Here is a 26,451-nt window from a genome sequence, read left to right on the forward strand (position 1 = left end):
GGATACCCTATGAAACAATTACCTCCAAATCAAGACTCTAAAAAAAGACTTTATCGTTCACGTCGCGACAAAATGATTGCAGGTGTGTGCGGTGGATTGGCTAATTATTTTAATATGGATCCCACAGTAATGAGATTAATTTTTATCCTACTTCTCTTACTTGGTGGCTCTGCTATTTTAGTGTATTTAATCATGTGGCTCGTGGTGCCCTTGGAGCCTGTGGTTGATTGAGAGACGTTAAAATTCTGCTGAGATCCTTCAAGCAGCTTCGCTGCTTTCAGGATGACGAGGTAAAAATGCCCAAAACGCCCAGCATGTCATCCTGAAAACGCCCAGCATGTCATCCTGAAAACGCCCAGCATGTCATCCTGAAAACGCCCAGCATGTCATCCTGAAAACGCCCAGCATGTCATCCTGAAAACGCCCAGCATGTCATCCTGAAAAACGCCCAGCACGTCATCCTGGAAACGCCCAGCACGTCATCCTGAAAAACGCCCAGCACGTCATCCTGAAAACGCCCAGCATGTCATCCTGAAAACGCCCAGCATGTCATCCTGAAAACGCCCAGCATGTCATCCTGGAAACGCCCAGCACGTCATCCTGAAAAACGCCCAGCACGTCATCCTGGAAACGCCCAGCACGTCATCCTGGAAACGGCCCAGCACGTCATCCTGGAAACGCCCAGCACGTCATCCTGGAAACGCCCAGCACGTCATCCTGAAAACTCCCAGCATGTCATCCTGGAAACGCCCAGCATGTCGTCCTGAAAACGCCCAGCATGTCGTCCTAAAAACGCCCAGCATGTCATCCTGAAAACGCCCAGCATGTCATCCTGAAAACGCCCAGCACGTCATCCTGGAAACGCCCAGCACGTCATCCTGAAAGCGACAGAGTCGCTTGAAGGATCTGCTGAATGTGGCACTAGAGTTTTTCTCTGTAAATTCTTGTCCAATATTTTGTCACAAAAAGGCTCAGACACTCAGATAAGCATTTGTTTACCCTTAATATGTAGAGCTTCTTTTTGTTGCCAGCTATGTTATTCTTAATAAAAAATCACTTGTTGGAATAAACCATGCGGTTATTGTGTAGTCTGCTTATTGCTATTGCCTGTTGTATAGTTACTCCCTCATTAATCGGTGGGGCAAGGGTAAAAATGATCTGCGATAATTCCACTACCTATATACCTGATTGTGATAAAATGAACTGTTGCGGCAACATGGGCGGCATTAATTATTGTGATACCTCCGCTGGTCGTTATGTCTGTTCGAATGGTTACTATTCCTCTTGCTATTGCACTCGACATGCTGTGATGGATTTACAAAAAATTCAAGGTTGCTGTCTGTGGCAAGGCGGCGTTTTGAAAGTGGATGATGCGACTGGTGTTATTGTCTGCAACAATGGCGGTATTTCTGAAATATGCAGCATACAAGCCCTAACGCAGCCAGTTTCCTTATGGTAAAGAATTAGCTTTTTATCATTATAATAAACAATGGTCTGGACAAGTGTGGTCACAGACCTCATAATTGCCCTTTTTAAAACCAGAGCCCATGACGCCACTTATAGAAATTAAACAACTTTATAAGTCTTATAATTCATCGCCAATTCTCGATAATGTCACTTTATCCGTTTTTAATGGAGAGTTTTTAACATTGCTGGGACCATCGGGCTGTGGCAAGACCACTTTATTACGATTGATATCCGGCTTTGAACAACCCACTGCGGGACATATCTATATCAATGGTCAATGTGTTAATGCCCTGCCCCCACAGAAGCGGGATGTCCATACCGTCTTTCAAAGTTATGCCCTCTTTCCTCATTTGTCAGTCTATGAAAACGTAGCGTTTGCTTTGCGTTGCAGAGGTGTTAACGAGAAAGAAATTAAAGTAAGGGTTCAAGAGTCCCTGCGTCTTGTGCAGCTGGGGCCATTCGCAGCTCGTAATATTAAACAATTGAGTGGTGGGCAACAGCAACGTGTGGCTATCGCGCGAGCTATTATTAACCGCCCACAAGTTTTATTGCTAGATGAGCCTCTAAGCTCTTTAGATTATCGCTTGCGCAAAGACATGCAGTCTGAGTTAAAGCAACTCCAAAAGACACTCAATATGACGTTTATCTTTGTCACTCATGATCAAGAAGAAGCGCTTTCCATGTCTGATCGTATCGTGATTTTTAATCATGGCCATATTGAACAAATTGGCACGCCCAGGGAGGTATATGAAACGCCTAAAAATATTTATGTGGCGCAGTTTATAGGTGAAACCAATATTTTTGATATTGAAGTGATAGAAGCCTCTGAACACAGCTTGCTAACTACCATTGAATCGATGCCTTTGCATTGTAAAAACACCAATAATTACAAACCAGGAGATAAATTGCATTTAATCGTTCGACCTGAGGATATTCGCGTCTGGAGTCTGTCAGAAGTCGAAGATACCAATGACATGATACCGGGTAAAATTATCGATATTATTTATAAAGGTTCGACAGTGGATTTAAAAGTTGAATTGGCTTCCGGTAAAATTATTAATGCTTCTGAGTTTTTTGATGAAGATGATGATAAATTAGAATACTCACCGAATGAAACCGTCTGGGTGCACTGGCTCACTGGCTGGGAAGTTTTATTGCCACGCTCTTAACTAGTTAAGCTGTTAAAGTGCAATCCCTTATACCATTAACGATGAATAGTAATGAAGACATTTATTTTTGAAAATTTTACTGCTCAATTAGCTCGGATACAGTCATGAAAGTTCGCTCACTTTCAATTTATTTCATCTATACTTGGCTAATTATTTTTTGCCTCGTACCGCTTAGTTTGGTATTAATAGCGAGTTTTCTATCCAAAGACAGTGTGCATTTGGTCTCCACACCCTTTACTTGGGACAACTACTCTACCTTGCTAACACCCACATTTATGAAAATTTTTTTTCGTTCTCTATGGATAGCATTATTAACTACCGGAGGATGTCTGCTGTTGGCCTATCCTTTTAGTTACTTGTTAGTCAAATCCAGGCATCAATCTTTATTATTGCTGTTAATTATTATTCCATTCTGGACAAGTTCATTGGTACGAACCTATTCTCTAATTGCCATTCTAAAGGCAAAAGGGGTACTAAATTCTATTTTGCTAAAACTGCACCTGATTGATAGCCCGCTTTCATTGCTCTATACCAACTTTGCCGTCATTACCGGCTTAATTTATAACTTGTTTCCTTTTATGGTATTACCAATTTTTACCAACATGGAGCGTTTTGACTTCAGGCTGATTGAAGCAGCAAAAGATTTAGGGGCGAGTAAACGTAATCTATTTTTTCGCGTTTTTTTACCGAATACGGCGAGCGGTATCGCTGCCGGCTGTCTATTGGTGCTGCTCCCTGCAATGACACTATTCTATATTCCTAATGTCTTAGGCGGTGCCCGCTCTATTTTGCTGGGCAATTTAATTCAAGATCAATTCCTTGTTTTAAGTAATTGGCCACAAGGCGCTGCAACCAGTGTCATTTTAACGACCCTTTTGTTATTTTTGTTAGTTCTATTTCGACGTCAAAATAAGGAGGATTTGCGGTGAAAACCTTTTCGCAAAAATTCTTTCTTTTTTGATTTATTCGCTGCTTTATTTGCCAATTTTGGTGCTCGTCGTTTATTCCGTCAATGATGCGAAATTTTCCCTACAGTGGCATGGTTTTTCAATGCGCTGGTATAACGAGCTTTTCCAAGATCGAGGCTTATGGACTTCGTTTGCCCACTCAGTCATTTTAGGCTTAAGCGCTTCAACCATTGCTACCACAATAGGCTTGCTTACCTGTGTAAACTTGTTTCTTTTTCGTAGCCACCACCAACGTTCACTAAATGCCTTGCTGCTGCTTTTAATCATTATTCCGGATCTGGTGTTAGGGGTGGCTCTCCTTATATTTTTCAACGCTAGCAATATTCCTTTGGGATTTTTTAGTTTGTTAATTGCCCACATTACCTTCTGTATACCTTTTGTTGTATTAACTATTAACAGTCGGATTCATACGTTAGATCCCAACGTCTATTTTAGTGCGCTTGACTTGGGGGCTTCACGCTTTGCCGCGCTAACCAAAATTTTATTACCCTTGCTATGGCCTGCCGTATTAAGTGCTTTTTTGCTGTGTTTTACCCTTTCTTTTGATGATGTCATTATTAGCTATTTTGTAGCAGGCCCTGATTTTAACATTTTGCCATTAACCATTTACTCCTTAGTACGGGCTGGAGTGACACCCGAATTGAATGCCTTATGCACTATTACCATTTTGGTATCCATGGTTTTGGTCATTATTTCACACCGTTTATCAGGTAAATCACCATGAATCGCATCCTTCTACTCTTCGCTTTATTGCTTGCTGCAACTTCGCTCTGGGCGCAGCGGGTTGTGAATGTCTACGTATGGGGAGGAGAAATCCCTAAGAAAGTTGTTCAGCAATTTGAGCAAGAGACAGGGATTCGCGTTAACTTCTCGGCCTATGACAGCAATGAAACGATGTATGCCAAGTTAAAGGCAAGTAGCAACAGTATTTATGATGTTATCCTGCCCTCTGCCTATTTTGTTGAGCGTATGCAAAAACAGGGGATGCTAACGCGTCTGGAAGCACAGAAACTGCCTAATTTAAGCAATTTGGCTGAAAATTTTACCAATACTGATTACGATCCGGGAAATCACTACAGCGTACCCATTATTTGGGGGGCTACCGGTATTTTTTATAATAAAAGCTATGTAACGAATCCACCAAAAACCTGGCAAGAACTTTGGCAAAGACGCTGGCGAAGACAGTTAATGTTATTGGATGACCCTCGTGAAATTTTTGCGATTGCGTTAATGAGTTTGGGCTTTGATCCCAACGATACCAACCCTGTTCATATTGATAAAGCATTCCATCATTTGCTACAACTCGTTCCCAATATAAAACTTTTTGCAAGTGATAGTATCCAGGCGATCATGATTGATGAAGATGCGATAGCTGGGTCTTCCTGGAATGGAGATGCGTTTAAAGCTCATGTAGAAAATAATAAAATTGCCTTTAATTATCCTCAAGATGGATTTGTCATCTGGGTTGATTGCCTTGCCATTCCCACTAATCCCCCGCATCTGGAGGAGGCTTATGAATTTATCAATTTTATTTTAAGACCCGATGTGGGTGTGAAAATTGCCCTCATAGAAGGCCATGCCATTACCAATGCAAAAAGCAAAGCACTTCTACCTGATTCCTTCAGTAAAAACCCTATCGTCTATCCTTCTCCAGATGTTTTAAACAGGGGCCATTTTCAACGCGATGTGGGCGAGGAAACACTGGCTCTTTATAGTCAATATTGGCAGCAATTGAAGTTAGCATTTTAACCACTTTATTCTACAATTAGATAATAATTGCTCCCAGGGGTACTCTGTATGCCTAAAGCTAAAGATTTCAAGGTAGCGGTTTTTATCTCAAAACACATTAAACCTGATCTTAGTGAATTATCGCAATACGCTCAGCTTTCAAATCCAACGACGTTGGAAAATAAAATGGTAATTGATATAAAACTCCTCAATAAACAAAGGAGCACTATAAAAAACTCCGATGCTATTTTGATCATGAGTGACTCCCATTTTGCGTTGGGAAATTTTGTAGACCAGCACCTAGAAGAATTTATGGATAAACCCAAACCCATCTTATTGGTCCTACCAGAGGATAATTCAAATTATGAAGAAATAAAAAATTTAGCAGAAAAGTTTAATAAAGTTTAATAAAGAAAAGGGGTTCAATATTCAGATAAGCTTTGCCTCCGATCAGAAAACAACATCACAATGGTTTATTAAGAACAAAATTAATTTTACACCTATTACTCTCAATTATAAGCAAACAGCAATAATAATTTTCATCTTTTCAAGGCATCTATTAATAATATCAAAAAAGAGGAATTTAAATTTTTACAACCAAAAAATTACGAGCTAACAGGCGACGAACTAAAGCGTCAAATTCTAAAGGATATTAAATTAGAAATTGAAGATACTTACGATAAGCAATCTTTCAGGGAGCTTTATGCCAAAATTAAAAATTCACCTGAGTATAGAATAATAACAACTGGCCAGGGTATGGCTACCAAAATTTTAGGGTTAGAAACTGACTCCCACAAAACCCTAATGACAATGATAAAAACCCGTGCAGAAGATTTTGGCATTGATAATCTTGATAAACAGATGGAGAGACCATTAGAGTCCCCTTCGTTAAAATAATTGCGGTGCACAGATAGCCGTCATTCTGAACCGCCTAGCCCCTCAGGGGCAAACATCAGGAAAGACTTACGTTAATCCGGAACGAAAATCTTCTGGCATCATGGAGATGTCTCACTCCGTTCGACATGACGTATGTCATGGGGAGCAAAGCGAAGAATCTCCAGAAAATGAAATGCGCAGGAGGTTCTTCATGCAGTTTATACCGCATTTCAGGATGATGACATCCGCTCCACTGTTGATGGTTCAAGCCCTTCATCCAAGTGCTCTAGCGTTTTAACAAAATCAATCAGCCGTTCTATTTCGTTTTTTTGAAGCGTGCCCTGTTCCAATTTAAATTGATAATGATTTAACGCCGCATAGGATTGCTGACAAAAGATTTTCATTTCCTCATCACTCGATGAATGGATATATAAATTACTTATCAAATCCAGCGCCTTAGCGATTAAATCGTTTATTTTTTGTCCTGGATGTGGGGAAAAAAACATAGAATTAGGTTGTACCCGAAGAGATTGATCATCTTTACAAGTCTTTTTTACTGGATCTCCTCTAAAATTAGTTTTATAAAAATTCAATAGTATTGTGTCATGATCATCACGCGTGTGAGAAATGAGTGGGCGATGAATAACTGTAGGTTTAATCGTGTTAGACTTGGTATCATATCCTTGGCGCGCCTAATAAGATATACATAAGCGTTATCACAAAATTCATGCAGACGTTTCATCGCTTCAGGCAGATTAGTGATGAATAACTTAATCATTGAAGTATCAAATGCACTTTGATTTCCTTTTTTAAAGCCTTCCATATCCCTTCCCTCAACAAATTTGTACACCAAGGGATTGGTATGAGCGTCCGGAAATTGGTTAAAACCGGTAGCTAGTAAACTTAACATCTCATGATAAGTGAAAATAAATCGCTGCTTATATTCGTTGGCTGCTAAAAATAGAGGGCTACTTTTTTCATCAAGACCTATAAAAATGACATTCCATCCTTGAGCAATTCCTTCTGGATGCTTTTCTAAATAATCGATATCTCCTTTAATATAAAAACCAGAGCCAACGTACTTTTCGGGCGTATTTTTCAAATTACCAATGTCAATATCCTTATTACTTTAGTGTCATGAAAAAATAAAGCGGTGTAAAGTCATACCAATCGCCAGTCCACAGACTACCCATGCTGCCAACTCGAAGACGATTTAAATTATGACTGTCATTGGATTTAGGTCCAAATATCATATCAAAGACCTTCTCTCCTTTTTTATCGCCATAAAGTAATTTAAAAAAATCCAGTAATGTTAATTAGTTTGCAATTTGTATCGATGCAGAACACTCTAATGAAGTGCGAGAAAATAATAACTCCATAAGCGTTTGTGAGGGATTAAAATTACCCTCCTGAATTACATAGGAATCATAAATATGTAGTCGAGCATAGACAGGCGTGTCTTTTTGACTACCATAAAAATCGACAGGTGCTAAACCTAGCATCGTTGTTAAAGAGCTACTTTCTTTCTTTGGAGTTAATAGTTGGTTAACAAAATGATAAGTATCCGTTCTATAAAAGACGCTTCCATTAAAAAAGGCATTACAGACCTTATGCATATTGAGAACATTTCTGAGTCGTAACCAATCCGCAATAAGTAGATCATCGATTTGAGAATGTTGTTGAAAATCTTCAACAATTTTTTGCTTAACTTATTTAAAATTATTTTTGTAAGTTGGAGTAATTCACTTACGGTACCTTGATAAATTAAGTTTGCTATCGGTCATTATAATTGAAAAATTTATAAAAAATTGTTCAATTATAAAACACAGTCCTGGCGAATAGGTATGGGCAGATTTACCTAGAGCAGCACACCCTGCTAAGTTGGCTTCTAGTCACAGACTTTACTGACTTTTATTTTTCTGAAACTCAAGGCCCTCGCCAAAACAGATTGCCATAAACAGTAAAAAGAAATAACCAGAACCGGAATAAAGAAGCAAGGAGTCTGATAGATTGCCTATCATAAATGGGATTAACATCGCAAAAGCAATCACCTTCATTTTATCCAGACGCAGGCAGGCCTGAAAAAGGCTAATAAAAAAGAATAGCAATGCCGCAATCCCTAATAAACCAAATTCGGCAGCAGTCAACCAGTACTGGCTGTGAGGCTCTGTTAATTTCCAACTCCAGAATGGAACGGGATTCTCTTTAGCAAAATAATAGGTAAAACTGCCAGTGCCATTGCCCGTTACAGGATGTCGATTAAATAACTGATGTGCATAATCATGAAACTGTAAACGTAATCCGATATCGGTATCTTTCTGGTTGTGCTGGTAACTTTGTATCTGCTGGATAACACCATCCACACGCCCTTTCATTACCGGACTTGCCAAATAACTGGAGATAAATATTGTTAAAACTAAACCTATTCCTGCTATTGCTTGACGCCAGGTGCATAACTGTAAGATTAGAATACCCATTAACAATAGGTAAATAACATAGCCTGTCCTGCCCCCGCTTACAAAAAGAACTTGATAACTAAAGAGTAATGCCAATAATACATAGCCTAGACGTGAAGGTCCTTGCTGCCAATAAGCAAATAGCCAAGCTAAATATGCAGCAAAAGCCACCATGAAACCCGTCATAATATGATTACGAAACACATGATCCGGATCAAAATGAAATGATTGCAAGAAGCCATGGTACTTCAACACAGATAATGAACAGGTAATGACTATGGCTAACAAGAATGCATGTAAGCCCAATTGTCTCGTTTTAGCGTTTTGAAATCCCGCCACCAGAAAAGGGAGATAAAGTAATTTACTGTATTTTTCAATCATAAATTTTTTATCACTAAGACTTGCAGGACTCCAAAAACAGGCAAGAAAGGCGATTAGAAACAGCAAAATAGCTGCTTTACCCCAGTGGGTTGTAAAAAGTGCCAAGGCATCCTTACATAAAGCGGGTGTGAATAATATTGCTGCTAAAGCGAGGGGTAAAAGAATACTTTTAGCAGTTGAACTCAAAGGTAAGACCAATAGTGTGGTCCCTAAAAGGATTGAAACCCAGGTCTGCATAGGAAATCTTTGCGAAAAGCTAAGTAAAGTTTCCATCTCAATTGTCTCTCACTATATTGGGTAGGTGATCCACTCTTGTATCACGATAAAGCTGCTTAATGCCGCGATAAAATGTGCCCTGGGCATTTAGAGCTGCCAATAAAAAGCCTGCCTTGCCATCCAAAAATCCTCGTTGTAAAAAATAGCAACGAAAAAACATCCAGAGAGTACCCAGAAGAATTTTTATAAAACCGGGCGAACGCTGCTGTTCGATGCGAATTTTGGCACTGTAAGAGGAGTATTTATTAACCTTATAAAGCGCATGACTGACATCTTGAAAAGAATGATGTTGAATTGCCAGTTTTAGGCGCCCTATTCTAGCAGTAGAGGGCAATATTATCTTCTCATGCACTATATCATCACTGTAGTGAGCGCCAGCGCGTTTGAAAAGTCGAATGTGTCTTTTAGGGCTAGATGAAAAACGGAGTAGCTTTCCGTAAAACTTCATGCAAATAGGAATACGATAAGCCTCTGCTTCATTGCCTTTTATTGCTTTTTTAATCGCCTCCCGTAATTCACTGCCTATTGATTCATCCGCATCCAGATTTAAAACCCAATCCCCCGTAGCGTAAGATAAAGCACGCTGTTTTTGAATGCCATAGCCTTGCCAATCGGTACAATAAACGTGATGTGTGAACTCTTTGGCAATAGCAACCGTGTTGTCAGTACTCCCTGAATCAAGCACAATTATTTCGTCTGCCCATTGTACTGATTCCAGACAACGCCTAATATTTGCTTCTTCATCCTTGGCAATAATGATGACACTTAGCATGTAATAACCAATTTAATATAATTTCGTTATTTTACCTCAGAACAACCCTCATGTCTGCAGCAGAAATGAGTGGCAATGACGTGGTAATCCTGCAAAACAGAGGGAGAAGAAAATAGTATTAAAATTTATAACTATGCTATAGTTTAGATACAAGGTGTAAACACTTATTTATATCCTGCCAAATATTGTAATCACATTATACCTTCTTAATGGCATCTATGATGCGCCTTTATCACTTTTTATCGAGAATTATAATGTTTAATTACACTGCAAGATTGTATTTTGATAACTCTGAAATAACAACCTGTTCTGGGAACAATTTGGAGTCTCTTTTTATCTGGATGTTAACCCAAGTTCAAGGAAAATTTGGGAACTTACATGGCCAAATTACTAATAACAAAACACAAGCAATAGAAAAAAAATTTAGAACCTGCTCTTATGATTAGTTGCTGTGAATAAATGCGCCCTAAGACGCATTTATTCACTTAACAGTTAGAATACCCCTTCGCGGTGATCATGGCTGTCAAAATGCAGTTTGCCATCTTTTACTTTTAAAGTCACATGCCCACCATTGGCCAATTTACCGAAAAGTAATTCATCCGCCAGTGGCTTTTTGACATTCTCTTGAATTAATCTTGCCATCGGACGAGCACCCATTGCTTTATCATAGCCGTGTTCAATCAGCCAATCGCGAGCTGCTTGATCAACTTTAAAGGTGACGCCTTTATTACTTAACTGCTCATCCAGTTCCATAATAAATTTATCGACCACCAAACCAATCGTTGTTGTATCCAACGGTGCAAAATTAATAATGGCATCCAGTCTGTTTCTAAATTCAGGACTGAATTGGCGTTTAAGAACTTCCAATCCATCATTGCTGTTATCTTGCAAGGCAAAGCCTATGGAGTTCCTGCTAATTTCACTCGCTCCTGCGTTAGAAGTCATAACCAAAATGACATGTCTAAAATCAGCCTGGCGTCCATTAGTATCAGTTAATGTGCCATGATCCATGATTTGCAGTAGCAAATTAAACACATCAGGGTGAGCTTTTTCAATTTCATCCAATAAAAGTACTGCATGAGGATTCTTAGTCACCGCCTCGGTTAATAAGCCTCCTTGATCATAGCCTACATAGCCTGGAGGAGCACCTATTAAACGGGATACTGTGTGTTTTTCCATGTATTCAGACATGTCAAAACGTAACAGTTCAATGCCTAATACATTGGCAAGCTGTTTGGTAACTTCTGTTTTACCCACTCCCGTAGGCCCTGCAAACAAGAAGCAGCCTACTGGTTTTTGTGGTTCTCGTAAACCAGAACGTGCAAGCTTGATAGCAGAAGCAAGGGCTGTAATTGCATCATCTTGGCCATAAACCAATAGTTTTAAGTCGCGCTCCAGGTTACGCAGCGTATCTTTATCCCTTGCTGATACTTTTTTAACAGGAATTCGTGCAATTTTAGCCACCACACTTTCGATTTCTGCCACACTAATAATTTTTTTACGTTTAGTCGCAGTTAACAGGTTTTGATAGGCACCAGCCTCATCGACCACATCAATGGCCTTATCTGGCAAAAAGCGATCATTAATATATTTTGCTGATAGCTCTGCTGCAGCCTTTAGAGAAGGAATGGAGAACTTAACCCCATGATGTTCTTCCAAACGCCCTTTCAAGCCTTTAAGAATCTCAAATGTTTCGTCAATGCTTGGCTCTTTAATATCAATTTTCTGGAAACGTCTAGCAAGCGCTCTGTCCTTTTCAAAAATACCACGGTACTCCTGGTAAGTCGTTGAGCCGATGCATTTCAATTCTCCATTGGCAAGCAATGGTTTAATAAGATTTGAAGCATCCATCACACCACCTGAAGCAGCCCCTGCCCCAATAATAGTATGAATTTCATCAATAAAAAGCACAGCACCATCTTGTTGAGACAGTTGTTTCAAAACTGCTTTTAAACGTTTTTCAAAATCACCACGATATTTGGTACCAGCTAATAGAGCACCCAAGTCAAGTGAGTACACGACACAATTATGAATGGCTTCTGGAACCTCTCCATCAACGATGCGTCGAGCCAGTCCTTCAGCAATGGCTGTTTTACCAACACCTGCTTCGCCTACAAGTAATGGATTGTTTTTACGGCGTCGGCATAAGACCTGTATAGTACGTTGAATTTCTTCATGACGACCGATTAATGGATCAATCTTACCAAGCCGCGCACGCTTGTTAAGATTCATACAATAACTCTCCAATGGTGATTCATTGACTTCACCACCCAGAGCCTCTTCATCCATTGAATTCATATTCTCCGTCATATCATTATGATATTTAGACACACCGTGCGAAATGTAATTAATAACATCCAGACGAGTAATATTCTCTCGACGCAAGAAATAGACAGCCTGACTTTCCTGTTCGCTAAAAATAGCGGCCAGCACGTTAGCCCCTGTCACTTCAGTCTTGCCTGCTGATTGCACATGAAACACAGCACGTTGTAAAACACGTTGGAACCCAAGGGTTGGCTGGGTCTCCCTATCTAGTTCATCTTCAGGAATTCTGGGAGTAGTTTCATCAATGAATTCAACCAAGTCCCGACGCAATGCATCTATATTTGCATCGCAAGCTTGTAACACATTGCCTGCAGCCGGATTATCAAGCAGCGATAATAATAAATGCTCAACAGTCATGAATTCATGACGCTTCTCCTTTGCTTCCTTAAAGGCCAGATTTAAGGTGAATTCAAGTTCTTTGTTTAACATTGCCGTTGCTCCTCTCTCCAGCCAACTACCAATTTATTCTGGTTCCATGGTACATAACAGAGGATGTTGATTACTTCTTGCATGATCATTAACCAAAGCAACCTTTGTTTCTGCTATGTCCCTTGTAAATACACCACAAATACCTTTCCCCACAATATGAACCTGTAACATCACCTGGGTTGCTACCTCTTCATTTAAATGGAAAAACCGCTTTAACACTTCTACTACAAATTCCATAGGCGTGTAATCGTCATTAAGCAGGATAACCTTATACTTTCTAGGCTGTTTAATCTCGGGTAAAACTTCTGATTCAGCCTTCTTTCGTTCAACTACTTCCTCTAAAGACCATCCACTCATAACATACACCCTTTATTAATTTTATAGACTTCTAAAGCATTTTTGGCCAGTAAAAATTGATTTAATTTCTTTAAAAAATTAAACCTTGCGATAATCAATAACAGCTTGATTAGATTGGACTCAAAATTAGCTTTTGTTACTGGTTACTTACAATCATCAGAGATCATCTAAAATTGCGATTGGGAAAATTAATAGTCTTATGTCCCGCAGCTTGTCCCTGAGAAATCCTCACAAATTATCCTGCTCTACGTACCGCGCGTTATGCGCGGGGTGTAGGCAGAAGTGTGATAAAAGGCAGGGACAAACCGCAGTACATCAGTATTTAGCAGGATCATAAAACGCTATGTCAATAGACCCTATGAAATGTCTTTAGGACACGCCATCACAAGACCATTTATTTTTAAAGTATAGCTTACATGTGCTTGATTATTTCTTCAGCAAAACCAGAACTACTAACGCAGGTTGCCCCCTCCATTAAACGCTCAAAGTCGTAGGTTACTGTTTTGGCTTCAATAGCACCCTCAACACCTTTAATAATATAGTCCGCAGCTTCAATCCAGCCTAAATGACGCAGCATCATTTCTGCCGATAAAATTAGCGAACCAGGGTTCACTTTATTTTGGCCTGCATATTTTGGAGCAGTACCATGAGTGGCTTCAAACACCGCCACTTTATCCCCTATGTTGGCACCAGGGGCAATACCAATTCCACCCACCTGGGCAGCAAGTGCATCAGAAACATAATCACCATTTAGATTTAGGGTAGCTATGACACTATAATCTTCAGGACGTAATAAAATTTGTTGCAGAAAAGCATCAGCAATAACGTCTTTGATAATGATGGGGCTTCCTGTTTTAGGATTAGTCAATTGCAGCCATGGACCGCCTTGATATTCTGTTGCCCCAAAGCTTTCTCGCGCTACTTCATAACCCCAGTCTTTAAAGGCACCCTCAGTAAATTTCATAATGTTTCCTTTATGTACCAGGGTGACTGAGTCGCGATCATTATCGATAGCATACTGAATAGCAGCTCTAACTAATCGTGTAGTACCTTGCTTGGAGACCGGTTTAACGCCTATACCGCAATGCTCTGGAAAACGGATTTTCTTAACACCCATTTCTTTTTGTAGAAAATCAATCACTTTCCTGGCATCTGCAGAATCCGCTTGCCACTCAATACCGGCATAAATGTCTTCAGAATTTTCACGGAAAATTACCATATCCGTCTTCCATGGTTCTTTTACAGGACTTGGAGTACCTGAAAAATAACGAACTGGGCGCAGACAGGTATAAAGATCGAGTTCTTGACGAATAGCGACGTTTAGAGAACGAATGCCCCCACCAACGGGTGTGGTCAGAGGACCTTTAATGGCTACAACATATTGTTTTAATGCTTCTAGTGTTTCATTAGGCAGCCATTGATCAGCACCATAAACCTTCGTTGCTTTCTCTCCAGCGTAGACCTCCATCCATAAAATTTTTCTTTCATTCCCATAGGCTTTTGCTACAGCAGCATCCACTACCTTAATCATAGGCGGAGTAACATCAACGCCAATGCCATCTCCTTCAATGAAAGGGATAATTGGAAACTCAGGAACGTTTAAAGACAAATCAGCAGAAACTGTAATGGCTTCTCCCTGAGCAGGAACGCGAATTTTTTCGAATGTCATAGGCAACTCCGTCGGATTGAAAGTTAGCTATCATAGCATGTGAAAACCCTTTGTCCCAAATGCGTTTCGCTGCATAATAAACCTTTTTCAATCTTTATAAAAACCGTGAGTGATATTTTATTATTTAACAAACCTTTCGGCGTCGTAAGCCAGTTTACAGGAGAAGAGCGCGATAAAACCCTGGCCGATTATATTCATCTACCCAATTTTTATGCTGCTGGCCGCTTGGATAAAAATAGCGAAGGCTTACTGTTATTAACAAACGATGGCAGGTTGCAACACCGGCTCACTGATCCAAAATTTCGTAAAGAGAAATATTATTGGGTGCAAGTGGAAGGTATTCCCCAGGACAAAGACCTTGCACCTCTTCGACAAGGTTTAGCAGTTAGGCAAATCCGGTATTTACCCGCAAAAGTCCGTATGATTAATGAGCCTGATCTATGGCAACGAGAGCCCCCTGTTCGTTTTCGCAAAAGCATTCCTACCAGCTGGTTAGAAATTATTTTGCAAGAAGGAAAGAATCACCAGATTCGTAAAATGACCGCCGCAATTGGCTTTCCAACGCTAAGACTTGTGCGCCATCGCATTGCCAACTGGTCTTTGGAAGATTTGCAACCTGGAGACTATAAAAGAATCTGTGTTGATTTTCGCGAATTAAAATAACAACAACCTAACCTATTTTAATTTTCCTTCTTTATTTACAGCGCTTAAGTCAACCAGGTTTCATTTAGAAATTAAAATCCCTTTGTCGTATATAAGTAGTTATAGTTAATGAAATTTATTCACTTCGGCTGATTGTAATTCTTCCTCTTCTACAAGAGGGAGGAGGTGTTCCTTTATAAAGCCAATCCGATGTGCCAATGAACCTTTACTATTTTGCAGGGGAATACAGCTTAATAGATGTAAGAGATCTTTAATATTATTGATCGCTTTATCTCGGCCTATTTCTTCAATTATTAGTGACAGCTCTACCACATGGTGTCGCCGCCAGTGGCCATGGAACAAGCGAGAAACGCTTAAATTTGATTTTGTATAATCGTCAAGAAGCGCTCTCGCTTTTGCGAGCGGATCAGTATGGCTCTCACATATTTTTGTATAAGACGCTGGATAAATAAAAGAGGGAGCCTCCTCTTGTATCTTTGCATCACTGTATACTTTTCCTCGTGCAACAATTGCTTGCACAGTTTTCGAAACGACTGTCCCTTGTTTTTCTAATTTGTCTTCTTTTGACTGATTTGCAAGAGAAGCTTTATTGACCGCATTTAAATGCTGTTTTACTACGCGTAACAGGTCTCGAAAGGTGGGCACAGGTGTTAATTGATATTTTTTTGCCTTTTCGCAACAATAATTAAAAGCCTTGACCAGCCTATTTACTGTAGACGCTTGCAGCCCTTTCTCTGCTAAAATAGCTTCCATTTCTTCCTCAGGATAAGAGACCATCGTCGCTTTAATCATACGGCGCGATAACGCATTCCCTGTTTGTAAACGTCCACCCATGCTTGCTGGATTTTGTGTTCCAATAATTAAAAAGCCAGGGTTTGCAGGACGTTTTCCTTCGGGTGTTTTTCCCATTAAAAGCGCATTTAAAAGACGCTCCATCATGGGAGAACTGTTTATCTCATCCACCACCACAACAGCACCTTCATCAAATGCCTTTAAGAAAAGATTTTTTTTATCCTCAAATTGCATGCTGACGGGCATGCGGTAAAATATTTTTTCTCGCGGTTTTTCTGCTTTAAAAGTAGGGTCAAACTGTACTTCCTGATAACCATTTTGAATTAAAACAGCAGTAACAAGTTCACTTTTGCCCGCACCAGGCTCGCCTTCAATAAGAAAGCCATTGATACCGCCATACTTTTGCGCCGCATTTTTTCCTTCTCTTCGTAACAAACGTAATTGCAATAACTCATTCAATTGTTGATAGATTGCCTGGCGTGATGCAGTGACTAAAAATGAAGATTTTTTATTAGCACTGACCGCTTCCAATGTCTGCTTTATGAAGGGTTCGTAAGGTTTAAACCGTTCTTCAAATTTACTTTGCTTTTCTTTAGGACATAAGGTTTGCCCTATTACATACGCGTAATGTTCCGCCAGTTCTGCTACCTCAAGTTCAGGGTGTTTTTTATGCGCTGTCAACACAAGCAGTGCCATCATCTGAAGCTCACGGGGCGAAATTAACACTTCGTCACGGGAATGCTTACAGAGATAGCTGTAAACGGAAAGAATTGGCTCGGCGATATCAAGAACTTCCAGTTCCAAATCAGTCTGAGTAAAAACTGGTTTAAGTATTTTTTCATAAATAAATTCTTGCGGCATAACCTCAAAAAGAACCGCATTGCCATGGCGTATAAAAAATTGGGATAATTGTCGCTCCCCACCATAATTTAAAGGATTACCCGCAAACACCACCTTGTGTTTGTCTGTTAAGGGGTAATAGGTTCCATCGATCAGAATGCCTGGAGGATTAGCAAATAATCCCTCAAATTCACTCCAGTCGCGATTTTCAATATTAGCCTCATCAATAAATATTATTTTTTCAAGGTCAGAGGGGTCGGTAGCCCAGGATAAAATTTGTGATTCACCCTGAAACAACTTTCGCTGTTCATTGCACAAGTGCTCTTCTACAAAGGTAGATTTTCCAACAGCAGTTAATCCTGTCAAAAAAGCATACGGTGCACGCTCGAGCACTTTATTTACCGCTTCAAGACGCTTCTGTATAAAGGCTTCAGCCTTTTCCTTACTTTGGTGGGGCTTAAAACTACCCAGCTTTATTTTATGATTCAAGCGATACATGCCTTCCCAGGCCCCGTCTGTGGACTGTTCAGGATGAATACAATGATAATCAAGTCTGGCTTTAAGTTGACTTAAAGGTTCCTTCTCCAATTGTTCTTTAGTCAACACGTCATCAATTACTTCTGGCGTTAAAAGCGCAACGGGTAATAGTTGCATATAGCGTTCCAGACACGCTTTTTTCTCTTTCACGCTTACTTCATGAGACATTGGCCTTAAATATTGAAAAGCCTGACAGTCGTCACTTACCATAACCAAATGACCCTGTGGCTGTTGCGATTTTTGTCTTTCAAGGAGCAGTGGTGCTAATGCGTCAGCCAATTCTTTTGAAAATTTTCCTTTTAAGATTACTTTCTTGTTATCGGACAGTGCCGTGAGCAGCGCCTGCCTCCTTTGTGTAAACTCAAAATGCAGAGTATCCTCATTTAATAACCCTTTCGTCGCTATCAACAAATCAGCAGATTGACACTCGCTGATATCAATAACTTGCCAATCGCCTTCCCGATTCAATTGGTCCACGCTACTGTCAACATCTGTACTTTGAATAATCGAGGTGTGGGCAACATGGCCCGTCCATAACTTGGGCTCTTCAATGACTTCAGGAGAAAGATTGTCAGATAATTGTTGCGGTATAGTTATCCCTGGTGCCTTATGACAAATAATTTTAACCTGATGTTTTCGGCAGGTGGTTAAAAATAACGCCCATTCATCTTCTGACAGGTTTGAGGTTAAATTAATTTCTAGAATTTTTCCGGTATTCGATTCTAAAATACCTGGAAAAAGCTCGAGCGTTTTAGCGTGGTTGTCACAATAGTATTGGGTAAAAAACTGATTCAATTGAGTGGGATTCAACACTATAGCATCTGGTTTAATGTCTCGCTCGAAATAAATACCAGTTCTTAAAGTCTCCCAATCATAACCTTCACTTTTAACCAGTCTTAAAGTCGGAGGAATGGCTATACAACGCCCTGCATGATTGATTTTGCCGTGTAATTTTGCATGTTGCCAAAAACGAACAAATTTTTCATCTTCCCAAGGAGCGTTTTGCAGCTCAATGACTTTGCCTGAGGCCAATGCAGCAACAAGCTCTCCTTCTTCAAAATAAAGATTATCTTTCTGAAGAACCCACCGTCCCAAAAGCCTTTCTTCCCAATCTGCTAGATGATAAAGATTTATCGTTACTACCTCACTATCGCTTGTCTTTTCAGGGACAACTAACTGAGGTGTAGCCTTGAGCAAGGACTGTGATTCCAATGGACAAGTTTCAACTTTGTCAAATCGCGAGTAAAAATCTTCACCACGATAAGCCGCTGGTTTAGTGGGATTGATTAAACCAACTACTTTGGTCGACTCTGGTAACAAGGTACCATCGGCCTTTCTGACATCATCCAATAAACTGTTAAAGCGAATGATGTCTGCTGCAGTAAAATTGGCATAGTTAACCAATAAAACAGGCGATTGATGCGGGTCTTGATGGGCATTAAGAAAATCATAAAGGGGGCCTCCTGGTCCTTTCTTCACGACACCTTTTAGTCCTTGCCGTTCAACAAATGCTGCTGAGCAAATTAAATCATTGGGAGAATCAATATAAAAAACAGGACGAGAACTATGCCTGGCGTAGGCCTGAAGAGAAAGTTGCAATGCTTCAAGAGAAGCGTCATCAGCAATTTCAATCAAATGTTTGCCAATCTCATTGCGTTGAAAAATATGCTGACAATAATGCGTCACAGAGGTAAACTGCGGCTTTCCCTTATTCCAGGTTTCAAGCTGTTTGATAAAAATTAATTCTTCTTCCGATTGCAATGTTGGCTTATAAGGGTCATGAAGCGCCAGGTTTGCCTCATAGCCCCCTAAATCGCAGGAATGCCAATGACCATTTACATTGACTTCAACATAGGCATGACACCCATTGGTAACAATCCGTACTGGAATTTCCGGATAATGCGCTTCAAGATAGGCTTTAAACGCAACACTACGATGGCGACACGCCCCACTTCTTTGGGTTAAAATATAGTGCAAATAGTCTTGTCCACTGGGCTCTTTGGTATCAATTTCAAGTGTTTCCTCGCCAAACTCTTGAAAATTTTGCACGATTTTTTTTAATTCATCAGGAAGTTGAGGTCGGACAGAAGGAACCTGCAATAAAAAATCAAGTTCTATTTTTTTATTTCCCTTAGTGGAACGAATGTAGTATTGGTTATCGCGTAATGAATACTGTATTTCAATGTCGTCACCAGAAGGATCAACATGAAAATGAGTCATGCGTTCTTGTGCTGATAGAGAAGAAATACTTTGCCATTCTTCCGTTAGTGTTAAGGCTTGTTTCCCGTAAAAACGGGACGCTTCAGGCTCCTTAGGTAATGTTTTTGCCAAAGAAAAAACATCATGAGAGCATTTCTCTATCTCAACAGGCTTCAGATCAAGATCCCCTGTCTTGTTTAGAATAAAGGCATTTTGTATCTTGCAAGGCGAGGAGGTGATCTCTAAATCGTTGAAAACATACTGACGGTACAAACTTACATCAGGTATAGGAAGCGATGAATCAACAGGATAAAAAATACGCTCAACATTATAATTGGGCTTGTTTAAGCCTTTACTTGTATCAGCATCAATAGCACAGCGAGCATTGGCCTGAGAATAATGGGTAGTACCTGCACTTTTCTCTGGTTTTAGTTGAGACTTTCTTAATACCGCTTCAGGTAAGGCGCCATGTTCTGCATACTGGCCTAACTTGCGAGTTCTTAACAACTCATCAAGAGCCCTATGTTCGTATAATGAGTAATCAATCTGTAATGATTTTAAATTAGGTGCAGCATTTACAAGTCTGATAATTTCATCGTGGGTAATATTGCCCTCACTAATAATAAGGGACTCAAGTGCAAAGAATTGACCTGAGTCAATTAAAAAAGACCAATCTGTATGAATGTCCCAGGCTTCTAATGATTTAAGAGATCCTGCCTTTGGCCAAATATCTGGCATTACATAAGGACCATTATTGAATAATTCTAATTTTTCCAAATAGGCAAGTTCTATGGGCCCTAAATCATGTGGGAGTTGCCGTATATCCAAAGATAATTCTTTAAGATTTGGCGCTTTTAAAAGAAGCTGGTTGAACTGTTCTCTGGTAAGTATAGCTTCCTGCAAATCAAGCGATTGAAGTTTGGGAAATACCGTCTGCTCATCCAACTTAAAATCTGCCTGGCAGTGAGATAACTTTAAGTGACGAAGATTAGAAGCAGTAGCCAGTAATTTAACAAGATTTTCTGTTGATATCTTGCAACTAGTTAAAGATAAGTCGATAAGATTCGGCAACTCCAGCTCAGGCGCTAAATTTTGCTCAATTACCATATCTCTAAGGGTTAACTGAGTTAAGTGCTTATTGAGTAACAAATAGTTTAAGCTTCCTTCGGATAAATCTACTTTAGTAAGGCTTAAATTTTGCAGATTGGATAACTCTACCTCATCAACTGAAAATGACGAGGTATTTAAAAGAGTAAGGGTGGTTATATTAGGCGCACTCAGCAGTAAATTTCTAATAGACTCACCATCAAGCGGAGAATTGTGTAGGGTAAGTTCTTTTAAGACGCTTAAATTACATTGAGCTATTTTTCCCTCCTGAAGCCCACGACACCCCCAAAGCTTTAAGTATTGAAGATTATTGGAAAGTGACAGAACGTGATTTAAATCATGTGCTGTTGACTTATCAGCAATTAAGAACACGGTCGATAGCTTTGTAATGTCTGTATTTTTTAATACAAAACCTTCATAAGCTATTTGTCCCTTCTCTTTAAAACCACTTAAACTAGCCTCTCGGGATAAAAGTAATTTTTCGTAAGCATATTGAAGCATCGCTTCAGGAAAATGCGCTTGTAATTCCTGGAGCATTTCAAGCGCTGAGTTTGAAAACTCATCAACTACAATAACTTGTATGGGCGGAGTTACATCTTTTAATGTTGCAATGACATTTAATAAACTCTCTTTATTAATTTGACTGAGACGAATTGCTTTCAGAGTTTCCTGATTATCTGGATATAACAGGGATTGCAATTGAAAATTATCCAGAATCAAAAAATTATTTTTATCAAAATGCTGTTGTTCAGCTCTTTTTAAAATTTGATGGATGCGATGAGGCAGTATTTGATAACTATTGGGCTTGATAAGCAAATTGTCTAAATCCTCTTGATTCAGAAGGACAATATTTCCTTGATGCCAAATATACAGCTCAAAGCCATCACTCATGAGCTCGTTAAGCTTTTTTATTACCTCTTGCAGTCTTTCCTCTGACCATTTGCTCATACTCCAATCAGCAAAAAGGAGCTGTTTCTTTTGCAATCGAGCAGATGATTGCGTTAGGCGCCAATAGGGCTGATTTCTAAGAAGACGATTCAAGTCAGGTTGCCCAATCGGTGCATAACTGTACTCAGTTGCTGTTTGTTGCGCAAGGTTGTAAAAGCTAATGGGATACTGCCGCTCTTTAAACATAATAAATCAAGACAATTTGTATAACTTATAAAATTTTAGATTATTTTATATATTTTATGTGTGTATTTAGATCAAAAATTACCAGTAGAACTATGAGCGTCAAACGTGACTATACTAATTAAAATGACTGTTAGAGGTCTCTTACTATGTTTATGGAAATCTCTATAAAGCGAAAGACAGACTTTCCCTTTAAGCTGATTAATAAAATCGAAAAACGCATTAAAAATCTAACCCAAGAATGTATTCTTAAGGAAGGAGTTGTTGTTCAGTTAAATTTTCAGGAAGATAATATAAGAGGTGAGGATGCTATAAAGGGTATTGATAATAAAGAAACATTGTTTCTTTTTGAAACTTGCTTGAATTCTATGCTCCGGCATCACAACCTCGAACTCAAGCATTTCCTGGAATTTAATACTAACTCACTACAACAATTGGATTCTTCAATGGTCAAATTATTACTTGGGGATCCTAACGTGGTTGAACTTCTATCCGATAATTGCTTTCAGCAATTACTTACTTTTAGTGAAGAAGTTGCCGAATTTGCTGTTCAGCAAAAACACCTTGGTGAACGTTTAAATCACTTAAACACCAATCAAAACCAACAGACTTTTCCCAGCTCCTGTGCTGCAAGAGCTATTTTATTAATGATGTACCATACTGGCCATATTAGTGAACAGGACTGTACCCCTGTCAAGGAATTTGAAATTTATAAATCAATCTGGACAACCCCTGGCGGAATCGCCGATCCAGCGAAGCTGATGTCCTTTCTGGAAAACCATAAACTCAATGTCATTAGCATTGTCCTCGAGGATCGTGCAGCCGAGACTTTAAAAAATGTTCAAGAAAAAGACCCTACGCTGGTTGCCCCTTATGGAATATTCAAAAATCGGAGTAAAAAGTTACAGAGTATTCCAACCTCAGAAAAATATACCTTCCCTGCTAACTCAACCGCGCTTGTGATGGTAAGTAGCAAGGATGTGTCAGGTGGTCATCTGGTTTTCTGTCGTTCTAATAAAGACGGAGAGATTACTATGGTTGATCCATCGTCTGGTGAGACCAGTACCCACAAAAATTTTCATGAATTTATGAAGAATAATGATAATCTGGGAGTGCATTTTCAATTTTCATGATAATGAATGAACTTAGTCTGTGTAGGTTGCTTGATCCCTCTATTGAAAATTATGCATGGCTTGTGTTGGGTCGAAAATGAACCCCACTTACGATTTTGTTTATATTAGTGACTATATACTGTTTTAGCTCTTAACGTGTCGTCAGCCAACAACCTTACCCAAGGCCACAAAATCATACTGATTGCAGCACTACCAACTGACATTAGGAAGTCCATGCGATAGCCTAAAAAAAGCTCCATAACCAAGATTAACATTTGATAAAGAAGGCAGAAAAAACCAATTAAAGCCATTTGTTGCCCCATGGAGAAAAAATAGAAACGGCGCGCCTTGTTACTGGCAAGCCAGGTAGTTACAGATAATGCAAAGGCATGCTCACCAAGCACTGTTGCCAATAACACATCCAGAATTAAGCCAATAATCAAAAGCGTGATCATATTGAAATAATTTGGCAGAAAAAACTGCAAATATAAAACCAGCATTAATATCCAGGGTGGTCTTAAGCCAGTGAGTGAATCTGGCAAGGGTAGAATAGTTAACGCAAGAGAGATAAGAACTGCAACCAATAAGCGTAAATATAAATTCATGCCGTCTCTCCCAGCACATTTAAACGCTCATTAATCTGAGCGGTTAATGCAGCTTGCTCTTTATCGGGCCAAATGAGCAAAACGAGTCGAGTTCTGTTTAATAAAGCGATAGGACTCACATTGACTTTTATAAACGCTTCGCCTGGAATATTTTTTACAGATTCAACACGACCAACAGGATAGCCTTCAGGGTATAGACGGCCCATGCCGGAAGTTACCAGTAAGTCTCCCTTACTAATCGATGAAGTTTTTGGCAAATTAATCAGGGACAGTTGACTCATATTATTTGTACCCACCAAAATAGCGCGTTCACCAGTGCGATTATTGCGTACGGGCACAGCACTTTTGGAATCTGAGATTAATAGAACGGTGCTGGTCATTGAACCAACATCGATAATCTGCCCCATTACCCCTTTGGCATCGAGAACAGGCTGGCCTACGTAAACACCATCACGTTTGCCTTTGTTTAGCACAACTAGCTGACGTGAACTACTAGTATCCACGGCAAGGATCTGTGCTGCCATTGCCTGCATTTTAGCCTTGGAAGAAGTTAACAACAGTTCTCTAAGCTGCGAATTTTCTTCTTTAATCACAATTAGCTTCTGCAACTCCGCTTCAAGTAGAGTCTGTTGGTAGCGCAGCTGCATATTTTCATTAATTAATGCTTTCTTTGCACTGACCAAGGACTGAACCCAACCGATAACTCGAACAGGATAATCAACTGCATATTGCAGAGGCGAAATAAGTAACGCAAAACCACTACGTACATTCTTCAAATAGCTGTAATGATAATCGGAGAACATGAGTAAAAAAGAAAAAGCGGAAGCAAACACGAAGCCAAACGCTTGGTGTTTGCCCTTTTTAGCAAAAATCCTGCTTTTAGGATTATTCTGTTGAGAGGAAATCACCACCACGAAGATCCATGGTTTCTAATGCCTTACCACCACCACGCGCTACGCAGGTTAAAGGATCTTCTGCAACCAGCACGGGCAGGCCTGTTTCTTCCATTAATAAAGTATCCATGTTCTTCAGTAGGGCACCACCACCTGTTAACACCATACCACGCTCTGCAATATCTGCAGCAAGTTCTGGTGGGGCTAATTCCAAAGCCGCCCTAACTGCACCAACAATTCCTGAAAGTGGCTCTTGCAATGCTTCAAGAATTTCGGCACTGGTTAAAGTAAAGCTACGGGGCACACCTTCCGCTAAATTTCTACCTCTAACTTCAATTTCAAAAAGATCACGACTGGGGAAAGCGGAACCAATTTCATGTTTAATACGTTCAGCAGTTGTTTCACCAATTAAGGTACCGTAGTTACGACGAACATAAGAAACAATAGCATCATCAAACTTATCACCACCAATACGTACAGATTGATGATAAACAATACCACTTAAGGAAATAATGGCTACTTCTGTAGTACCACCACCGATATCCACTACCATTGAACCACTGGCTTCTTCTACAGGCATTCCAGAACCCAAAGCTGCGGCCATGGGCTCCTCTATTAAAAATACTTCACGTGCTCCAGCACCCATCGCTGACTCGCGAATGGCACGCCGTTCAACCTGTGTTGAACCGCAAGGTACACAAACCAGTACCCGTGGACTTGGTCGCAAGAAGCGATTTTCATGAACTTTATGGATAAAGTGTTGCAGCATTTTTTCTGTAACAAAGAAATCAGCAATTACGCCATCTTTCATTGGTCGAATAGCGTTAATATTACCAGGTGTCCTACCCAGCATACGCTTGGCTTCAAGACCAACAGCAGCAACTCGTTTCTGACCTGATTCATTACGGAGAGCTACAACGGATGGTTCGTTTAAAACTATCCCTTTGTCCCTGACGTAAATTAATGTATTTGCCGTTCCCAAATCAATCGATAAATCATTGGAAAAAACACCCCGCAATTTCCTAAACATGTGCAACACTACCTCATTCTTTTTTTGGCAACACTTTACCTTATATTTGAATAAAAATCGACAGATCTTAATTAAGATTTTTTGACCTCGTTTAAGAAACTATTGAAGTGACTTTATAATTAGTCTTTTAAAGCAATTAGTGCAATCTTGTTATAGATGGAACTGAATTCCACGCATAAAGCGTGGAATGTAGACATTGTTTTGATAGCACGACTGATTTTTCAGCTGCAGAATAAATTTGCAAAAATAAAAAACAATTTTACCGATGATTTCATTTAAAATAATGGCGGTTAACTCCGCCACTATGCCATAAAATTGTTTTCAGAAAACCTAGTCAAGTGTAAAAACTTCTTGAAGCTGAGACAAATTGTTCTTTACAAATTGTTTTCCTAATCCTTTCACTTGAGACAATTCTTCAATTGTTTTAAAGCCATGATGTTCTTCACGATAACGAACAATGGATTCTGCACGTTTTTTGCCAATTCCTTTTACGGATTTTGCAAGTGTAGCCACATCAGCTTTATTTAAATTAATTTTACCTTGAGAAGTTTTTGTTTTTGTATAGGTAGGACTAACAGCTTCCATTTTGGCATGAAGAGGAAGAGAGACGATACAAAGTGATAATACAGCAGCAAATAAATTTGCTTTCATTACTATTCTCCTTAATTG

The 26,451-nt window shown here is 39.6% G+C and carries 23 protein-coding genes and 1 pseudogene; 10 read left to right on the plus strand and 14 right to left on the minus strand.

Translation table 11 applies throughout. The features are described 5' to 3' along the window. Positions 1-9 precede the first annotated feature (9 nt). From clem_RS08850 to clem_RS08890, 8 genes and pseudogenes are all read left to right on the plus strand, one after another. Entirely contained in the window at positions 10-231 is a 222-nt protein-coding gene (locus clem_RS08850) for a PspC domain-containing protein (RefSeq protein WP_094091219.1), read from the plus strand. Positions 232-1,153: 922 nt separating this feature from the next. Beyond that, positions 1,154-1,459: a neurogenic locus notch gene (locus tag clem_RS08860; protein WP_232505614.1), complete on the plus strand. Its 306-nt coding sequence runs from the start codon at positions 1,154-1,156 to the stop codon at positions 1,457-1,459. Between the two features lie 88 nt (positions 1,460-1,547). Continuing rightward, positions 1,548-2,636 carry a spermidine/putrescine ABC transporter ATP-binding protein PotA gene (potA, locus tag clem_RS08865; RefSeq protein WP_094091222.1) on the plus strand — a complete coding sequence of 363 codons (1,089 nt, stop codon included), beginning with the start codon at positions 1,548-1,550 and terminating at the stop codon, positions 2,634-2,636. Between the two features lie 104 nt (positions 2,637-2,740). Further along, positions 2,741-3,565: an ABC transporter permease gene (locus clem_RS08870; RefSeq protein ID WP_094091223.1), complete on the plus strand. Its 825-nt coding sequence runs from the start codon at positions 2,741-2,743 to the stop codon at positions 3,563-3,565. Further along, positions 3,562-4,328: pseudogene (locus clem_RS08875) on the plus strand (ABC transporter permease subunit). The gene clem_RS08870 and the pseudogene clem_RS08875 overlap by 4 nt, the downstream one beginning before the upstream one ends. After that, positions 4,325-5,353, plus strand: coding sequence for an ABC transporter substrate-binding protein (locus tag clem_RS08880; RefSeq protein ID WP_094091224.1), 1,029 nt, complete (start codon positions 4,325-4,327; stop codon positions 5,351-5,353). The pseudogene clem_RS08875 and the gene clem_RS08880 overlap by 4 nt, the downstream one beginning before the upstream one ends. Positions 5,354-5,401: 48 nt before the next feature. Further along, positions 5,402-5,740: a hypothetical protein gene (locus clem_RS08885; protein WP_094091225.1), complete on the plus strand. Its 339-nt coding sequence runs from the start codon at positions 5,402-5,404 to the stop codon at positions 5,738-5,740. Positions 5,741-5,899: 159 nt separating this feature from the next. Next, positions 5,900-6,229 carry a hypothetical protein gene (locus tag clem_RS08890; protein ID WP_232505615.1) on the plus strand — a complete coding sequence of 110 codons (330 nt, stop codon included), beginning with the start codon at positions 5,900-5,902 and terminating at the stop codon, positions 6,227-6,229. 209 nt (positions 6,230-6,438) lie between these two features. On the opposite strand, the gene clem_RS08895 is transcribed toward clem_RS08890, so the two are convergent. The 9 genes from clem_RS08895 to icd all read right to left on the minus strand — a co-directional run bounded on the left by clem_RS08895 (position 6,439) and on the right by icd (position 14,873). Continuing rightward, a complete protein-coding gene (locus clem_RS08895; protein WP_094091227.1) occupies positions 6,439-6,801 on the minus strand; it encodes a hypothetical protein in 363 nt (120 codons plus the stop codon). Next, positions 6,798-7,310, minus strand: coding sequence for a hypothetical protein (locus clem_RS08900; protein WP_094091228.1), 513 nt, complete (start codon positions 7,308-7,310; stop codon positions 6,798-6,800). Before clem_RS08900 ends, clem_RS08895 begins: the two co-directional genes overlap by 4 nt. Before the next feature lie 22 nt (positions 7,311-7,332). Next, entirely contained in the window at positions 7,333-7,461 is a 129-nt protein-coding gene (locus clem_RS15315; protein WP_269766783.1) for a hypothetical protein, read from the minus strand. 63 nt (positions 7,462-7,524) lie between these two features. Further along, positions 7,525-7,824, minus strand: coding sequence for a hypothetical protein (locus clem_RS08905; RefSeq protein WP_094091229.1), 300 nt, complete (start codon positions 7,822-7,824; stop codon positions 7,525-7,527). 285 nt (positions 7,825-8,109) lie between these two features. After that, positions 8,110-9,282, minus strand: a complete 1,173-nt coding sequence (locus clem_RS08910; RefSeq protein WP_157698213.1) for an O-antigen ligase family protein — start codon at positions 9,280-9,282, stop codon at positions 8,110-8,112. Between the two features lie 37 nt (positions 9,283-9,319). Next, positions 9,320-10,093, minus strand: coding sequence for a glycosyltransferase family 2 protein (locus clem_RS08915; RefSeq protein ID WP_094091231.1), 774 nt, complete (start codon positions 10,091-10,093; stop codon positions 9,320-9,322). A 492-nt stretch (positions 10,094-10,585) separates the two neighbouring features. Beyond that, on the minus strand, positions 10,586-12,847 hold the full coding sequence (gene clpA / locus clem_RS08925) for an ATP-dependent Clp protease ATP-binding subunit ClpA (protein ID WP_094091233.1): 2,262 nt from the start codon (positions 12,845-12,847) through the stop codon (positions 10,586-10,588). Between the two features lie 33 nt (positions 12,848-12,880). Further along, complete coding sequence (clpS, locus tag clem_RS08930; RefSeq protein WP_094091234.1) at positions 12,881-13,204, minus strand: ATP-dependent Clp protease adapter ClpS; 324 nt, start codon at positions 13,202-13,204, stop codon at positions 12,881-12,883. Between the two features lie 412 nt (positions 13,205-13,616). Then, complete coding sequence (gene icd / locus clem_RS08935; RefSeq protein WP_094091235.1) at positions 13,617-14,873, minus strand: NADP-dependent isocitrate dehydrogenase; 1,257 nt, start codon at positions 14,871-14,873, stop codon at positions 13,617-13,619. Positions 14,874-14,978: 105 nt separating this feature from the next. Here icd and clem_RS08940 point away from each other — a divergent pair, with 105 nt between their 5' ends. After that, entirely contained in the window at positions 14,979-15,536 is a 558-nt protein-coding gene (locus clem_RS08940) for a pseudouridine synthase (RefSeq protein ID WP_094092323.1), read from the plus strand. Positions 15,537-15,641: 105 nt separating this feature from the next. Here the strand turns inward: clem_RS08940 and clem_RS08945 are convergent, their stop codons facing one another. Beyond that, positions 15,642-22,145, minus strand: a complete 6,504-nt coding sequence (locus clem_RS08945; RefSeq protein ID WP_094091236.1) for a DUF5617 domain-containing protein — start codon at positions 22,143-22,145, stop codon at positions 15,642-15,644. 146 nt (positions 22,146-22,291) lie between these two features. On the opposite strand from clem_RS08945, the gene clem_RS08950 reads away from it, so the two are divergent. Beyond that, a complete protein-coding gene (locus clem_RS08950; RefSeq protein WP_094091237.1) occupies positions 22,292-23,275 on the plus strand; it encodes a hypothetical protein in 984 nt (327 codons plus the stop codon). 104 nt (positions 23,276-23,379) lie between these two features. Here the strand turns inward: clem_RS08950 and mreD are convergent, their stop codons facing one another. The 4 genes from mreD to clem_RS08970 all read right to left on the minus strand — a co-directional run bounded on the left by mreD (position 23,380) and on the right by clem_RS08970 (position 26,433). Next, complete coding sequence (mreD, locus tag clem_RS08955; RefSeq protein WP_094091238.1) at positions 23,380-23,859, minus strand: rod shape-determining protein MreD; 480 nt, start codon at positions 23,857-23,859, stop codon at positions 23,380-23,382. Then, on the minus strand, positions 23,856-24,767 hold the full coding sequence (gene mreC / locus clem_RS08960; protein WP_094092324.1) for a rod shape-determining protein MreC: 912 nt from the start codon (positions 24,765-24,767) through the stop codon (positions 23,856-23,858). The genes mreD and mreC overlap by 4 nt, the downstream gene beginning before the upstream one ends. Beyond that, positions 24,745-25,782, minus strand: coding sequence for a rod shape-determining protein (locus tag clem_RS08965; RefSeq protein ID WP_025385468.1), 1,038 nt, complete (start codon positions 25,780-25,782; stop codon positions 24,745-24,747). The genes mreC and clem_RS08965 overlap by 23 nt, the downstream gene beginning before the upstream one ends. A gap of 330 nt (positions 25,783-26,112) precedes the next feature. Then, on the minus strand, positions 26,113-26,433 hold the full coding sequence (locus clem_RS08970) for a ComEA family DNA-binding protein (RefSeq protein ID WP_094091239.1): 321 nt from the start codon (positions 26,431-26,433) through the stop codon (positions 26,113-26,115). Positions 26,434-26,451: the final 18 nt, after the last annotated feature.

Source organism: Legionella clemsonensis, from assembly GCF_002240035.1.
Classification (GTDB): domain Bacteria; phylum Pseudomonadota; class Gammaproteobacteria; order Legionellales; family Legionellaceae; genus Tatlockia; species Tatlockia clemsonensis.

Excerpts from the sequence above, each read along its gene's own strand:
- clem_RS08850 (WP_094091219.1), top strand. The coding sequence starts at position 10 with ATGAAACAATTACCTCCAAATCAAGACTCTAAAAAAAGACTTTATCGT.
- clem_RS08860 (WP_232505614.1), top strand. The coding sequence starts at position 1,154 with ATGATCTGCGATAATTCCACTACCTATATACCTGATTGTGATAAAATG.
- potA (WP_094091222.1), top strand. The coding sequence starts at position 1,548 with ATGACGCCACTTATAGAAATTAAACAACTTTATAAGTCTTATAATTCA.
- clem_RS08870 (WP_094091223.1), top strand. The coding sequence starts at position 2,741 with ATGAAAGTTCGCTCACTTTCAATTTATTTCATCTATACTTGGCTAATT.
- clem_RS08880 (WP_094091224.1), top strand. The coding sequence starts at position 4,325 with ATGAATCGCATCCTTCTACTCTTCGCTTTATTGCTTGCTGCAACTTCG.
- clem_RS08885 (WP_094091225.1), top strand. The coding sequence starts at position 5,402 with ATGCCTAAAGCTAAAGATTTCAAGGTAGCGGTTTTTATCTCAAAACAC.
- clem_RS15315 (WP_269766783.1), bottom strand. The coding sequence starts at position 7,461 with ATGATATTTGGACCTAAATCCAATGACAGTCATAATTTAAATCGTCTT.
- clem_RS08905 (WP_094091229.1), bottom strand. The coding sequence starts at position 7,824 with ATGCATAAGGTCTGTAATGCCTTTTTTAATGGAAGCGTCTTTTATAGA.
- clem_RS08910 (WP_157698213.1), bottom strand. The coding sequence starts at position 9,282 with ATGCAGACCTGGGTTTCAATCCTTTTAGGGACCACACTATTGGTCTTA.
- clem_RS08915 (WP_094091231.1), bottom strand. The coding sequence starts at position 10,093 with ATGCTAAGTGTCATCATTATTGCCAAGGATGAAGAAGCAAATATTAGG.
- clpA (WP_094091233.1), bottom strand. The coding sequence starts at position 12,847 with ATGTTAAACAAAGAACTTGAATTCACCTTAAATCTGGCCTTTAAGGAA.
- clpS (WP_094091234.1), bottom strand. The coding sequence starts at position 13,204 with ATGAGTGGATGGTCTTTAGAGGAAGTAGTTGAACGAAAGAAGGCTGAA.
- icd (WP_094091235.1), bottom strand. The coding sequence starts at position 14,873 with ATGACATTCGAAAAAATTCGCGTTCCTGCTCAGGGAGAAGCCATTACA.
- clem_RS08945 (WP_094091236.1), bottom strand. The coding sequence starts at position 22,145 with ATGTTTAAAGAGCGGCAGTATCCCATTAGCTTTTACAACCTTGCGCAA.
- clem_RS08950 (WP_094091237.1), top strand. The coding sequence starts at position 22,292 with ATGTTTATGGAAATCTCTATAAAGCGAAAGACAGACTTTCCCTTTAAG.
- mreD (WP_094091238.1), bottom strand. The coding sequence starts at position 23,859 with ATGAATTTATATTTACGCTTATTGGTTGCAGTTCTTATCTCTCTTGCG.
- clem_RS08965 (WP_025385468.1), bottom strand. The coding sequence starts at position 25,782 with ATGTTTAGGAAATTGCGGGGTGTTTTTTCCAATGATTTATCGATTGAT.
- clem_RS08970 (WP_094091239.1), bottom strand. The coding sequence starts at position 26,433 with ATGAAAGCAAATTTATTTGCTGCTGTATTATCACTTTGTATCGTCTCT.